Consider the following 13661-nt stretch of genomic DNA (forward strand, 5'->3'; position numbering starts at 1 on the left):
ACCCGGGTCTGCGCCGGCTGATCGAGAGCAGCGCCGGGAGAGAGCGTGTGGCACGGGGCCGTGATAACTTCGGCGCATGAGGGTCTTGGCTACACTGCTTTGGGGAGCTGTCGTCGGCGCCACCGTCACCACCGCGTGCGGTGGTGATTCGTTCGTCCCGAGCTCCGGGACGGGCGGCAGCGGCGCGGAGGACGGCGGCGTCACCGGCGGCACGAGCGCGGGCGGTGCGGGCGGCACGGCGACCGGCGGCACGAGCGGGGGCGGCAGCGGCGGCACGGCGACCGGCGGGGGCGGGCAGACGGGGGGCAGCGGAGGCTCTGCGCAGTGTGGTCAGAACCAGACCCTCTGTGACGGCGTCTGCGTGAACACGTCCAACGACCTCGCGAACTGCGGTGCTTGCGGGCAAGCCTGCTCCGATCCTGTCAACGGCAAGGCCAGCTGCAGCTCCGGCGCGTGTGGCGTGAAGTGCTCGGCTCCGTACGCTGACTGCGACGGGGACCTGACCAACGGCTGCGAGTCGGACACCGAATCGGACAGCAAGAACTGCGGCGGCTGCAAGTCTGCTTGCCCGGTGGTGCTCAACGCGAGCGCCACGTGCACGAAGGGCGCGTGCGGTTTCCAGTGTGCGGCTCCCTACGACAACTGCGACAGCAACGCGGCCAACGGCTGCGAGATCGACCTCAGCAAGGACCCGCTGAACTGCAGCGGCTGCGGCAAGCCGTGCGCGGGCGCGCCCACGGGCGCCAAGAAGCTGGTGTGCGCAGCCTCCAAGTGCACCTGTGATGCCGGCTTGACTCAATGCAGCGCAGGCTCCGGAAGCGCGTGTGTGAATGCCAGCAAGGACCCGCAGTTCTGCGGGGGTTGCAACAAGTGCCCGGACGGCCAGATCTGTGTCGGCAGCCAGTGCAAGCTCCCGGCCTGCGCCCACGGGCTGATCCAGTGCACGGGTGACACCACGTGCCGCAACCTGGCCAGTGACTGGGACCACTGCGGAGCTTGCGGCAACAAGTGCGGCTTCTCCGACAACTGCGTGAGCGGGGCGTGTGTGTCGAAGAACTCCTATTGCACGACGCTCGGCAAGATCGAGTGTACGGACAAATGCGTCGACACCGGGGTGGACTCGGCGAACTGCGGCAGCTGCGACGTCAAGTGCGCAGCCGGACAGGCGTGTCTGGGCGGCCTCTGCAAACCCCTCATCCTGGCGCTCGAGCCCTGGGAATGCAGCTCGGGGAACGTGGCGTGCAACATACCGAACTGGCAGGTCAAGCCGGCGCCGTACTACTGCCACACGAGCTGTGTGCTCGGCGGCAGTCCGGTCCCGCCCGGCGGGTGAGCGCCCGGCGTGGAGATCATCGTCACCCATGAGATGACCGACTTCGACGGTCTGGCGGCCGCGGTTGCGGCGCAGACTCTGCACCCCGGCGCGCTGATCGTGCTCGGTCGCATGCTGGGCCACGAGGTGCGCGACTACCTGGCGTTGCACAAGGATCGCATTGCCAGTCGCGGCTACGAACAGATCGTGCCCGAGGCGGTGCGTCACTTGATCGTGGTGGACGTGCGGCAGAAGAGCCGGCTCGCGTTCTTCTCGGCGCTGGTGGAGCGCGCTGAGCGCGGTGAAATCGAGGTCAGTGTCTACGATCACCATCCGGCGGCGGACGACGATCTGCGGGCCGATCACCTGTTCGTCGAGCGAGTGGGCTCGGTGACGACCTTGATGGTCGAGCAAATGATCGCAAAGGACGCGCGCATCGACGAGCCCTCGGCGACCCTGCTCGCGCTGGGTATCCACGCCGACACGGGCTCGCTCAGCTACGCCGGCACGACGGCGCGCGACGCTCGCGCGCTCGGCTGGCTGCTCGACCAGGGAGCCAGCCTCAGGGTCATGTCGCGCTACCTGAAGCCACCGTTCACGCCGAACCAGCGGGCGCTCTTGGTCGCGCTCCTGGGACAGCTCGAGGTCGAGCGCATCGGCAACCTCGAGGTCGCGTTCGTGCATCACGAGCTCCGCCGCGCCTTCTCCGGCTTTGCCGAGGTGGTCAGTGAGCTGCTCGAGCTGACCGGGCATGCCGCGGTCTTCGTGGTGCTGGGCATCGCCAAGAAGCGCACGTTCGTCATCGCGCGTTCAGGTTCCCCGCTGCTCGACGCGGGGGCGCCGCTGCGGGCGCTTGGGGGTGGAGGCCACCGGACGGCAGCCTCCGCGACGCTCGCCCGTGGGGACTCAGCGAGCGTGCTCGAGCAGCTGCGGACGTCGCTGCGTGCCCAGCCTCCGGAGGCGCGGAAGGTCTCCGAGCTGATGACGAGCCCGGTGCACAGTGTGGGGCCCGGCGCCTCGTGGGCGGACGTCGCGCGCTCTCTCCACAGCTGGCGCCACACCGGAGTCCCGGTGCTCACCGATGGCGTCGTCGTGGGTATCGTGTCGAGGAGCGACGTGGAGCGGGCTGAAGCCGGCGGGCGACTCGAGCTTCCCGTGTCGAGCTCGATGAGCCAGCACGTGAAGACCATCGACGCGGACGCGTCACCCGAGCGTGCCCTCCAGCTGATGCAGGAGCACGACGTCGGCCGCCTGCCCGTGCTGCGGGATGGGCGCCTGGTCGGGATCGTCACACGCTCCGATTTGCGACGAATGTTGTACGGCGAGGCTTGAGCCCACGCTGCGAGGCGCGCGTTTCACAAGCTCGTGCAGCTCGGCTATCGTGCGCGATGTGACCTCGCAGTCTGAACGACCCCCGCGCCGCGCACCGCAGTCGCTCGCCAGCATGCAGGTCGACGTCACGACCCGCATGGGCGCGCTTCACCCGGCCACTGCCACCGGCTTGCCGATCCTCGACCGGATGCTGGCGGGCGGGCTCCGCACCGGAACTCTGCTGTCCGTTGCCGGCTCAGCCGGCGTCGGCAAGACCTCGCTCGCGCTGTTTTTCGCCTACATGGCCGCGCGGGCCCGCGCCGCCACGCTCTTCGTCAGCCCAGTGCTCGACGAGACCGAGGTCGTTGCTCGGCTGGCGGCCCGAGCGCTGCATCGGGATCACCCCGAGAGTCGGGTCAGCTACGGGGCGATCTGGACGGGACAAGCGTGGCAGGACGTCGCCACACACGCGCCGGTGAGCGCCGCGGTGGAGACGGTCGTGAAGAAGGTGGGCAGCATGTTCCACGTCCACAAGACCGATGGCTTCGAGACCACGTCCGCCATCGCCGCCGCTGCGGCGGAGCTCTGGGCCCGGCACGAACGAGTCGTCGTCGTGATCGACGGCATCGAGACCTTCAGCGCTCACGTGGGAGGCGACAGGGAGCGCGCGGCGCAGGCCAATGCGGCGCTCGACAATCGTGTCGGCCAGGTGGCGCTCGAGCTGCGCCGCATCGCCGAGGGTGGGGCTGCGGTGATCGTCACGGCGCTGTCGCGCCACTCGGATCTGGTGGCCGCCGCGGCAACCCTGAGCGCTGATCTGCGGGCGATCGATGCCTCGGGGTCGCCCCTGAACGAGCGGCACCTGGCCCTCGGTGGCCGACCCGTGGAGCTGGTCGTGCGCAAGAACCACGCGGGTCCGACCGGCATCGTACCGCTGCGTTTCATCGCCGGAGCCGCGACCTTCGAAGAGCGCGCGCCGTGAGCGCCAAGCTCAGAGTTCAGCTCATCCACGGCCTCGAGGGCAGTCCCACCGGCGCGAAGTCTCAGTACCTGGCGCGTCATTTCGAGCTGTCGGCGCCGGCGATGAACACCGGTGACTTCCAGGGTTCGGTGGCGACTCAGGCCGCGGCGCTCGCGGTGTTCCGTCCGGATGTGCTGGTCGGATCGTCGTTCGGGGGTGCGGTGGCGGTCTTGCTCCTGCAGCGGCAGCTGTGGCGTGGGCCTAGCTTGTTGCTTGCGCCGGCGGTGGGTCACTTCGGAGTCGACGCGCGGATCCCCGACGGCGTTCGGGTGACGGTGGTTCACGGGCGGTCGGACACCATCTGTCCCATCGAGTGGAGTCGGGCGCTGACACACACGGGAACGGTGGGGCTCGTCGAGCTGGTCGAGGTCGACGACGAACACCGCCTCGCGTCGCTGCTCGAGGGAGAAAAGTTAGCGGATCTCGTGCGCGCTCTGGGAAGCGCCGCCGATCGCGGTTAGAGTCCGCGCATGCGCGCTCGTTTCATCTGCGGTTGCTCTCTGCTGGTGCTCGCGGTGTTTGCCTGCAGCTCGGAGAACTCGACGGAGGTGAAGGCCACCGGCGGCGCGGGTGGGACCGGCGGCTCGGGCACCGGCGGCAGCTCCGCGAGCGGCGGCTCCGGCGGTAGCGTTGCAACTGGCGGTGCGGCTGGGGTGAACGCGACCGGTGGCGTGGCCGGAACGGTCGCCACGGGCGGCGCCGCCGGCACGGCCGCGACGGGTGGCGCGGCGGGCAGTGGCGGGTCGGGCGCTCAGGATGCAGGCGGCGACGCGGGAGGCGCGGGGGGCTCGGTGTCTTGCGGCAGTCAGAGCTGTGATCTTGCGACGGGCTTCTGCTGTGTGATCGCGAAGACGCCAACCTGCGCCGTGAAGGGCAGCAACTGCGTCGGAGACGACATCCTGTGTGACGGCAAGGAGGACTGCGACGGCGGGAAGATCTGCTGCAAGTCGACGAGCCCGTTCACTGCTGGCGATGCGGCGATCACGAGCAACGTGACTTGCAGTGCAAGCTGCAGCAACTCGGTGCCATTGGGCTCCAAGATCCAGGTCTGCAAGGTCACCGGTGAGTGTGTGACCGGCTCGTGCAAACCCGCCGCCAGCGGCTCGGCACTGCCGGTTGGCTACAAGACCTGCCAGCTCTGAGTCAGATCGTGAGCGTCGCCTTCGCCGTGCCACCGAGGCCCGGTCCGCCCACGCCGCCTTGCGGGTTGGAGCCGCCGGAGTTGCCGAGGCCCGCCGCGCCCGGAACACAGACCTTGTGGGTCACGGACACGTTGGCCGCGTTGCCCGAGGCGTAAGCCACGCACGCCGCCGGCCCGCCGCCGCCGCCGCCGCCGGGACCGCCGGCCGCGCCGTTGCCGCCCTTGCCGCCGGGACCCCCGTTGCCGCTGTCGTCCTTGCCGGCTCCGGCGGGTCCGTTGCTGCCGCCGTTCTGTCCCGACGCGCCGTTGCCACCCTTGCCGGCGTTGCCACCGTTGCCGGTGCCGATGTCGTTGCCGGTGATGACGGCCTTACCCGATGCCACGAACACACCGAAGCTGCCGCCGCCGCCGCCGCCGCCCTTGCCACCGTTGCCGCCGACGCCGCCGCAGCCACCGGCGCCACCGCCGCCACCCTTGTCGGACTTGCAGACGCCAATGACGATGGTCGGGCTGCCGCCGCCGCCGCCGCCGCCGCCGCCGGCGCCCTTGCCGTTGGCGCCGAGCGTGCCGTCGGTACCGTTCGCGGGCGTGTAACCACCGCTCGACACGCCGCCGATTGCGGGACCGCCGGTGCCCGGTGTGCCCTGAGTCGTTCCGTTGGCGCCGTCGCTGCCTTGTTTGCCCGACGAGCTCACGCTGAAACACTGTTGTGCCGACTTGCCGCCGTCACCGCCGGTGGCGTTGGCGCTACCGTCGTCGCCTTTGTCACCGGGGGAGTCGCCCTGGCCTCCATCGCCGCCCTTGCCGCCGTACTCGACGCAAGCAACGTTCTTCGGTCCGCCGCCGCCGTTGCTGGAGCAACCGCTGCAACCGTCTTCGCCCTTCGCGCCGTCCGGGGCCGTCGGGCTCGAGGGCGGTGTGCCGTTGCCTCCGCCGTCGCCGTCCGTGCCGGACGCAGCGTCAATCTTGTTGTAGCGCACGTAGAGTGTGCCCGCGGTCGAGTTGCTGTCCAGGCGCACGCCGTAGGTGCTCTGGCCGAAACCGCTCGGCTTGAGCGCCTCGATGTTGATGCCTTCGATGTGAGTCTCGACGTCGATCTTCCCGGCGAAGAACACGGTGCCAGTCGCGCTGACCTTGGTCGTGACCTTGGACGAGCGCTTGAACTTGAAGTTGGGGTCGTTCTCGTCGAAGCCGCCGTAGATGCTGATGCCGCTCTGGACGATCACGGCCTCGTTGTAGTTGTCACCCGAGAGGCACACCGCCGCGACGCTGTTCGTCTTGGCCTTGCTGATGCCGGCAGCGATGGTCTTCATCGGTTTGTTGCGGGTGCCGTCGCCGTTGGTGTCGTCGCCCGTTGCGGCCGAGACGTACACACACTGCTCGACGAGCCCGTCCCCGCCGTCGCAGTTCGAGTCGACGTAGTTGTCGTCGATTGGGTCGGCGTTGGGGTTGGTGGGGTCTTTTGTGCACGAGTACTCACAACCGCAGGTGCCGGTCAGGGGATTCTTGTCGATGTCGTGGAAGTCCTTCGGGCAGCCGGTCGCACACGCGCCGCCGTCGGTGCCGCCGTCGGTGCCACCGCCGGTGCCGGCGCTGCCGTCGGTGCCCGCGTCGTTGCCCGCCTGGCCACCGCCGCCTGCCGCACCACCACCGCCCGCCGCTCCGCCTGCGCCGCCGCTACCGCCGGTCGCGCCGCCGCTGCCACCGGTTGCTCCACCGCTGCCGCCGGTCGCGCCGCCCGTGCCGCCGTCTTTGCCACCGGTACCCGACTTGCCACCCGCTGGCGAAGTGTCCGCGTCGCCGCCGCCTGCGCAACCGCCGAAAGCCAACGTGCCGACTCCTACGGAGAGCACCATTCCCAAAGCGAAAGAAAGCCGGCTCCTGATCATGGGGGCAATTGTGCACCGAGAGCGGGCACTTCTCAACAGGCGCCGAGGACGGGCGTGGGGTATCCTGAGCGCCGGTCGACCCCATGAGCCCAATTGCACGTTGCGTTACGGTCGCTTCGCTCGGCGGACTTCTCGCGGCATTCGCCGCCTGCGGGTCCGAGGCGGACGAGGCCCCCGGCTCGGGTGGGGCCGGCGCCGGCGGGGCCGGAGGCATCACCGGTATTGGCTCGAGCGGTGGGACTGGCGGTGACCTCGACACCGGACTTGCCGACGCGATCGATCCGGACGGTGGTTGTTTCTACACCACCGAGCAGGGCCAGAGCACGCCGCTCCACTTGTTCATCGCGTTCGACAAGTCGAGCAGCATGTCCGGATTTCAGTGGGACGCGGCCAAGGCGGGCCTGATTGCCTTCGTCAAAGATCCAACGTCTGCGGGTGTGGACGTCGGGCTCAAATTCTTTCCGCGCAAACCCGACAGCGTCGAGGTCTGCAGTCAGCAGGCTTACATGGCGCCGGACGCGCCGTTCGGCTTGCTGCCGGGCAACGCCACGGCCATCGAAGCTGCGATCACCAGCGAGGTGCCCAACGGACTGAGCACGCCGACCTATCCGGCGCTTGGCGGTGCCATCCTGAAGAGCATCGAGCTCGCGCAGAACAACCCGGGTCACACGGCGGCGGTCTTGCTCGTCACCGACGGGCTGCCCGCGGGGCCGGCGGCGAGCTGTCAGGGCGTCGATCCAACGAGCACCCAGGAAATCAGCAACCTGGCGGCGAAAGGCGCGACTTTCTCGTCCCCCGTGTTGACCTACGTGATCGGCTTGCCGGGTGTGGACCAGACCTTTGCCAACGCGGTTGCCCTCGCCGGCGGCAGCACCAGCGCCATCTTGGTCTCGAACACCAACGTGCAGAAGGAGTTCCAGGACGCCCTCGCGAAGGTGCGCGGCCAAGCGTTGCCGTGTGAGTACGAGGTGCCGGAGAAGGTCCAGAAGGGTGAGATCGCGTACAACAAGGTCAACGCCGTCTTCACCCACGGCAGTGGCAGCGCGGAAAAATTGCTGCAGACCGCTGACTGCGCCAAGGGCGGCGGCTGGTACTACAGCAGCACGACGCCGAAGAAGATCATCCTCTGCCCGACCGTGTGTGCTCAGGCCAAGGCGGACTACCTGGCGAAGATCGAGATCCAGCTCGGGTGTCAGACGGACATCGTGAAGTGAGCGGCTACCGCGAGCGCCGCGATCCTCGCGACGTCGCTGCGGAGCTGGTCAGCGAAGCCTACGAGCGCGAAGCCCGTGCGCTCGGCGAAAAGAGCCGCGCCGAGGCGGCGGTGCGGATCAAGGAGGCGGATCGCGAAGCGCTCTGGCACAGGCTGGGCGCCGAGAATGCCCTCGAGCGGCACCTGGAGGCCCTGCACCGGTCGCTCACCGAGCTGGGCCTTCAGGTCGCGCAGGCGCGGGCGGCGCGCGGCGAAGCGGACCGCGCGGCCATCGCCCGCATCGAGGCGGAGCGCGCGGCGTTCCTGACCGGGCGGGGTGTGGATCCCGGACCTTCCCTCGAACGACCGCACGAAGACCTGGCGGCGAGCGACGTCGCGCAGCAACTGGCCACGGCGCGCGAGAGGTCGGCGGGCACTCAGCGGGCGATCCGCGAGGCCGACGCAGAGCTGGCTGCTGCCCGGAGCGCGCTCGAAGCGGCGCTCGATGCACTTGCCGCCGCGACCCGCGCGCGCATCGACGCACAAGCGGAGCTCACGCGCACGCTGGGCTAGTGTGCCGAGTCCGCAAATCGGGCAAGCTTGACCTCGGCCTGGCGTGTTCGCGGAGCGAATTCCGCGGTGAATCGCGCGAAGCGCCCAGAGAACGCCGGCGCCCTTTCGAGAAGATAGTGTCCGCGCTGCGATAGCGGCGCCGCGCGGAGCGCGGTCCGCAATTCGATTGCGAATTGCGGATTCACGACACTAGGGCGTGTCCCTAGTTACCGAGCGGCGTGCGAAGAGCAGTCCCAGGAGGGCGAGCCCGAGCAGACCGAGCGGAGCACTTCGAGTTGGTGCGCCCACCCGGCAGTCACAGCCGCCCGCAGGCCGAAGACGGACGGTCGGCTTGGTGGGAACCTTGCCGATCGTCACGCTGGCTTTGGCCGAGTTGTCGCCGAGGCTGCTCTCACAGGGCAGGCTGCTCGCCACGTCGGCGCTGACGCTGACGGCAGGCTGATCCGCGTCAGCCGTCGCCGACAACGTGACCGTCGCGGTGGCGCCCGCCGCGAGCACGCCCAGGTCGCAGCTGAGTTTGTCCCCCGCTGCGCAAGAGCCCTGACTCGGTGAAGCCGACAGCGCGCTCCCGTTGGCGAGCGTGCCGCTCAGCTTCACGTCCGGCGCAGGCTCGGCGCCCGGGTTCGAGACGGTGAACGTCATGTTCGTCGTCTCGCCGCCGATGACGCTGGCATCCGCAACGGCGGTCAGCGTCAGGTTGCCCGGGAGTTTCTGGTTGAGGCTCACGACCTCGTAGCGGGCACCGGCGACGTTGGTGTGGTGCAAGAGCAGCAGGTCGAGCGGTTGCTGGCCGGCCCGCGCCTCTGCCGACACGTCGACCTCGATGGGGCCGGGGCCGATGAACAGCGGGAGGCCGTCCTTGGCGTACTTCGTGGTGTCGATCAGCGGTTGGTTCGGATTGAAGCTGGCCCAGCCCGTCTGTTCACCCTCGAGCAGCTTCACCGGATCTTCGGTGCTGCCGAAGTAGGAGAACGCGGGGTTCTCCGCGGTCAGCCCCAGATCCGAGAGCAGTGCGGTGAACACCACCACCGAGTTGTTGAAGGGGTGGGTCTCCGCGCCGTCGACGTACACGAGATTCAGAGGCAGGCGATTGATACGTTGCTCGCTGCCCTTGGCATAGGTCGCGGAGGTGAGCGCATCCCGGAAGGACTGGAGGTTGTTGCGCGCCTCGGCGCGGATCTCGAAGTCGGCGCTGCCGTCCTGATCCGAATCGACCTCGATGGTCACGACGCTGAGGGCGCCGTGCGCCGGGGTCGTCCAGGTCCCGCTGACGGCGACGGCAAAGAACACTCGCGCCTCGTCGAACGAAGCGGCCGTGGCGAGATCGCTGGCCGCACCGATGGCGCGCAGATCCGTCATGGCGGCCGTCGGGTCGCTGGCAGAGTCCGGGTGTTCGTCGTCGAGGATCCCGAGCTGGAACGCGGTGACCACCGGGTTCGGATGCGCCGAGGTGCCGTCGAGCGAAATCTCGACCTTGGAGGCGGCCTCACCGTCGCACTGCGGCTGGAACTTGGCGCTGCGTTTGGCCGCCGCGCGCACGCTGCCGTGATACGGCACGACGACGTCCTCCGCCCCGCCGCTGGTGTGGGAGAAGCGCACGTTGCCGCTGGCCTCGTTCAAGTATTGACGGGCCTGCTGGCTCTGGATCGGGGCGGTGCCCGGATCGGGGCCGGGACTGCCGAGGGTTACGGGGTCGAGCGTGAGCACCAGCTTCACCGTGGCGGTCTGGCCGGCGGGCATGACGACCTGGGTTGGCTCGACCTTCACCACCAGCCCCGGAAGCTCGTGGGTCGGTTCGATCTTCGCGTCGAGCGTGGCCTGGGCCGTGTCGTGATTGGTCAAGGTCACGCTGCGCTCGACCGTGGTCGGTACGTCGCTCACGACCGGCCCGAACGAGACGCCGACCTCACCCGCGCCGGGGTCGTGTCCGGCGGTGATGCGCTGGGCGACGGCGCGCTCCACCGCGAGTCGTCCGCTGCCAACCACCGACGTGGGATAACGCTGGCCGCTGAGATCGACGAGTGGCTCGGTGCTGTTGATCAGCGCTGCCTTGACCTCGAGGGGGGAGTACGACGGCATGGCCTGGCGCACGAGGGCCGCCGCTCCTGCCACGACAGGTGACGCTTGGCTGGTGCCCTGGGAACGCCGGGGCTCGGTGCCGGAGCCAACCCGGGCGGAGTCCACCGAGAAGCCGGGCGCCGCGATTTCCGGCTTCAAGCGCCCGTCGATTGCGCTGGGCCCGCGCGAGCTGAAGCCCGCGAGCAACTCGGCACCCACACCGGTGTACTTGTCAGTCGGGTCGAGGCCTGCGGTGACGGTGCTCGAGGCCATGAGCTGTTTCACGACCTGACCATCCACCAGTCGGATCATCACTCCGGGGATCGCGATGGAGCCGGGGTCGCCGCCGCCCATCGCAAACGGTAGCGCGTCGTCGGTATCGTCCACGATGACGACCGCCTTCGCCCCTGCCGCCAAGGCATTGGTGAACTTGTTGATGAAGGAGCAGGTGCCGCGATCGATGAGCACCATCTTTCCGGCGACCGCTGCGGCGTTGGAGAATTTACTGCAGCCGTTGCTCGGCTGGCTTGCCACGAGCTCTCCGCTGACCGGCCCCGAGTCGACGAGGCGTGTGCTGAAACCGCCCTCTGCGGCGGCGTACTTGGCGGCGCCCGAGGAGGCCGTGGTCACGCTGAGCGCGAGGAACTCGTTGTCGGCGCTGGCCGCGACGCTCAACACCTCCGGGATCGTGCCGGGGGCACCCGCCGTGAAGAACGTCTGCCCCTCGTTGCCCGCGGCGGCCACGATCAGCGTGCCCGCCTTGGTCAGGTTAGCGGCGATCTCGCCATTGGTGGGAGAGCCGAGGGCGTAGCTGGTACCGAGCGAGGCGTTCACCACATCGAGGCGATCGGCGAAGCTGCCATCCTGGTTGGGATCCGCCGCGCGCTCAAGGGCCGAGGCGAGCATCGTGGTCGAACCGTCGCAACCGAACACCTTGAGCGCCCACAGCTTTGCCGTTGGTGCTACCCCTGGGGCTACTCGATAGGCGACGGGATTGAAGCTGATGTTGTACGGGCCCAGGTAGGCCGCTCCCGCCTGGGTCACGCCATTTCCTGCGGCGATGCCGCTCACGTGGGAGCCGTGGCCGCCGGAGACGAACGTGTTCTCCGGTTTCGTGCAGTCGAGCGGATCCGCGTCGGGCGCCGGCGTGTTGACGTTCGCGCTCGGGTTGTAGTCGTCGCCGACGAAATCCCAGCCGCCGACCACCCGTGTCGTCGGGAAGCTGCCCGGCTCGATCACGGTCGAGTTGTTCGCTGCGTAAGCAGCGACGGTGCCCGGCCCGCCAAAGTCGGCGTGGGTGTAGTCGATGCCCGTGTCGATGATGCCGATGGTGATGCCGTCGCCGGTGAACGGTGTGCTCTTCGCCCACACCTCGGGCGCACCCACCACCGGAATCAGCGATGCGAGCGCGGGGTACATCAGGGGCACCCGCTCGACCCGCAGCACGCCGGGCAGGGGTTTGATGCGCGCGAGCTGGCGCTCGGTGCCGAGCACCTGGATCACGTTGGCGAGTCGCGACAGCTCGGCGATGACCCGCGCTCCGTGAGCTTCGATCGCCGGGGTGAGCACGGCGTGCTGGGTCTCGAGCTCAGCGAGCCGTGCCCGGACCAATGCGTCGGCGCTCGGCGAACGCGGGTCCATGCTGCTCGGAATGCGCGCGATCGCCGGCGGACCGGCCAGCACCACATAGTAGGCGGACTCCGTCTCCGAGAGCGCCGCGCTCCGGCTCGCGGCCGGCTCCGGCGAATCAACCTCGGTGCAGGACAACGCGGCAAGTCCCGCGAGGGCGACGGGGACCGCGAGGCGGAGACTTCGGCGCATGGCTCGGCGGGTATAAAGCAGGAGCGCGCGGAGGGCGAGGGGTCATGCGTTGACGGTCTGCGTCGAAAGCGCGAGCCTCGCGCGGCCCCATGGCGGAGCGCTGGATCTTGCACGCAGACATGGATGCTTTCTACGCATCCATCGAACAACGTGACCGGCCGGAGCTCAGGGGAAGACCGGTCATCGTCGGCGCACAGAGTCCCCGGGGTGTGGTCGCGGCCGCCTCCTACGAGGCCCGGACGTTCGGGGTGCGCTCGGCGATGCCCGGGTTTCGCGCGCGGGAGCTCTGCCCCCACGGCGTGTTCCTGGCGAGTGACATGCAGAAGTACACTCGGGTCAGCGCCCAGGTGCACTCGGTGTTCGCCGAGATCACTCCAGAGATCGAACCCGTCGCGCTCGACGAGGCGTTTCTGGAGATCACCGGCTCGGTACACCTGTTCGGCGGTCCGCTCGAGCTCGCCCGCTACCTCAAGCGCCGGGTGCTCGAGGTGGTCGACCTGCGCATCAGCGTCGGGCTCGGGCCGACCAAACAGGTCGCCAAGATCGCCTGCACGCTGGGCAAACCCGACGGCCTGAAGCTGGTGCCACGGGAGGCCGTGCGGGAGCTGCTCGATCCGCTGCCGGTCCGCCGCATCTGGGGCATCGGCCCGGTGCTCGGACAGAAGCTCGAGCGCTACGGGATCCGCAGCATCGCCGATCTTGCGAGGTTCGACGCGCGCACCTTGGAGCGCGAGCTGGGTGAGCGGGCGCGGGAGCTGCAGGCTCTGGCCCGCGGCGAAGATCCGCGGGGCGTCGAGAGTGAGCGGGACCCGAAGAGCTACGGTGAGGAGAACACGTTCGAGCAGGACACGCTGGATCGCGAGACGGTGAGCGCCACCCTCACGGTCCATGCCGAGGCCGTGGCGCGGCGGGTGCGTCGCGACGGGTTCCGCGGCCGCATCGTGACCTTGAAGATGAAGCTTGGCACCCGCCGCGGGGTGCGGGAGGCGCGCCTGACCGGCGAGGACAGCGAGCCGCACTACCCGCTGCTCACGCGGCGGAAGACGCTCGTGGATCCGACCGATGACGGGGCCGTGATCCGCGAGACGGCGCTGATGTTGTGGGACGTCACGGCGCTCCAGGAGCCCGTGCGCTTGCTCGGCGTCTCGCTGTCGGGGCTCGAGCGACGAGACCAGGCTCAACTCGAGCTGTTTGCGCCGAAAAAGCCCCGGGACAAGCTGGGCCCGACGCTGGACGCGATCGAGGAACGCTTCGGCAAGAACGCGATCCGGCGGGCGGTCGACGATCCGGGCAAGGTCACTCCGAGCATGAAGAAAAAACGCGGGGAGTGACCCGGGACGCGG

Annotated in this window: 10 protein-coding genes; 8 read left to right on the forward strand and 2 right to left on the reverse strand. The window is 69.0% G+C overall.

Features of this window, described 5'->3' with window-relative positions:
* Positions 1-76: 76 nt before the first annotated feature.
* From IPI67_17195 to IPI67_17215, 5 genes are read left to right on the forward strand one after another with little or no spacing between them, the layout of a single operon-like run.
* Positions 77-1333, forward strand: coding sequence for a hypothetical protein (locus IPI67_17195; protein MBK7581929.1), 1257 nt, complete (start codon positions 77-79; stop codon positions 1331-1333).
* 9 nt (positions 1334-1342) lie between these two features.
* Positions 1343-2644, forward strand: coding sequence for a CBS domain-containing protein (locus IPI67_17200; GenBank protein ID MBK7581930.1), 1302 nt, complete (start codon positions 1343-1345; stop codon positions 2642-2644).
* A gap of 58 nt (positions 2645-2702) precedes the next feature.
* On the forward strand, positions 2703-3605 hold the full coding sequence (locus tag IPI67_17205) for a hypothetical protein (GenBank protein ID MBK7581931.1): 903 nt from the start codon (positions 2703-2705) through the stop codon (positions 3603-3605).
* Positions 3602-4105 carry a hypothetical protein gene (locus tag IPI67_17210; GenBank protein MBK7581932.1) on the forward strand — a complete coding sequence of 168 codons (504 nt, stop codon included), beginning with the start codon at positions 3602-3604 and terminating at the stop codon, positions 4103-4105. The genes IPI67_17205 and IPI67_17210 overlap by 4 nt, the downstream gene beginning before the upstream one ends.
* Before the next feature lie 9 nt (positions 4106-4114).
* Positions 4115-4786 (forward strand): hypothetical protein, encoded by a 672-nt coding sequence (locus tag IPI67_17215; GenBank protein ID MBK7581933.1) that lies wholly within the window; start codon positions 4115-4117, stop codon positions 4784-4786.
* 1 nt (position 4787) lies between these two features.
* On the opposite strand, the gene IPI67_17220 is transcribed toward IPI67_17215, so the two are convergent.
* On the reverse strand, positions 4788-6641 hold the full coding sequence (locus IPI67_17220; GenBank protein ID MBK7581934.1) for a PE-PGRS family protein: 1854 nt from the start codon (positions 6639-6641) through the stop codon (positions 4788-4790).
* A gap of 116 nt (positions 6642-6757) precedes the next feature.
* Between IPI67_17220 and IPI67_17225 the strand changes: the two genes are divergently transcribed.
* Both IPI67_17225 and IPI67_17230 read left to right on the forward strand, forming a co-directional pair.
* Positions 6758-7888 carry a VWA domain-containing protein gene (locus tag IPI67_17225; GenBank protein MBK7581935.1) on the forward strand — a complete coding sequence of 377 codons (1131 nt, stop codon included), beginning with the start codon at positions 6758-6760 and terminating at the stop codon, positions 7886-7888.
* Positions 7885-8439: a hypothetical protein gene (locus IPI67_17230; protein MBK7581936.1), complete on the forward strand. Its 555-nt coding sequence runs from the start codon at positions 7885-7887 to the stop codon at positions 8437-8439. The genes IPI67_17225 and IPI67_17230 overlap by 4 nt, the downstream gene beginning before the upstream one ends.
* 189 nt (positions 8440-8628) lie before the next feature.
* Here IPI67_17230 and IPI67_17235 read toward each other — a convergent pair whose 3' ends face one another.
* Positions 8629-12318 (reverse strand): S8 family serine peptidase, encoded by a 3690-nt coding sequence (locus IPI67_17235; GenBank protein ID MBK7581937.1) that lies wholly within the window; start codon positions 12316-12318, stop codon positions 8629-8631.
* An 89-nt stretch (positions 12319-12407) separates the two neighbouring features.
* On the opposite strand from IPI67_17235, the gene dinB reads away from it, so the two are divergent.
* Positions 12408-13649: a DNA polymerase IV gene (gene dinB, locus IPI67_17240; protein ID MBK7581938.1), complete on the forward strand. Its 1242-nt coding sequence runs from the start codon at positions 12408-12410 to the stop codon at positions 13647-13649.
* The last annotated feature ends 12 nt before the right edge of the window (positions 13650-13661 follow it).

The sequence above is a fragment of the Myxococcales bacterium genome, assembly GCA_016706225.1.
GTDB lineage: Bacteria > Myxococcota_A > Polyangia > Polyangiales > Polyangiaceae > JADJKB01.

Coding starts and splice junctions, on each gene's coding strand:
- IPI67_17195 (MBK7581929.1), top strand. CDS start 77: ATGAGGGTCTTGGCTACACTGCTTTGGGGAGCTGTCGTCGGCGCCACC.
- IPI67_17215 (MBK7581933.1), top strand. CDS start 4,115: ATGCGCGCTCGTTTCATCTGCGGTTGCTCTCTGCTGGTGCTCGCGGTG.
- IPI67_17220 (MBK7581934.1), bottom strand. CDS start 6,641: ATGGTGCTCTCCGTAGGAGTCGGCACGTTGGCTTTCGGCGGTTGCGCA.
- IPI67_17225 (MBK7581935.1), top strand. CDS start 6,758: ATGAGCCCAATTGCACGTTGCGTTACGGTCGCTTCGCTCGGCGGACTT.
- IPI67_17235 (MBK7581937.1), bottom strand. CDS start 12,318: ATGCGCCGAAGTCTCCGCCTCGCGGTCCCCGTCGCCCTCGCGGGACTT.
- dinB (MBK7581938.1), top strand. CDS start 12,408: ATGGCGGAGCGCTGGATCTTGCACGCAGACATGGATGCTTTCTACGCA.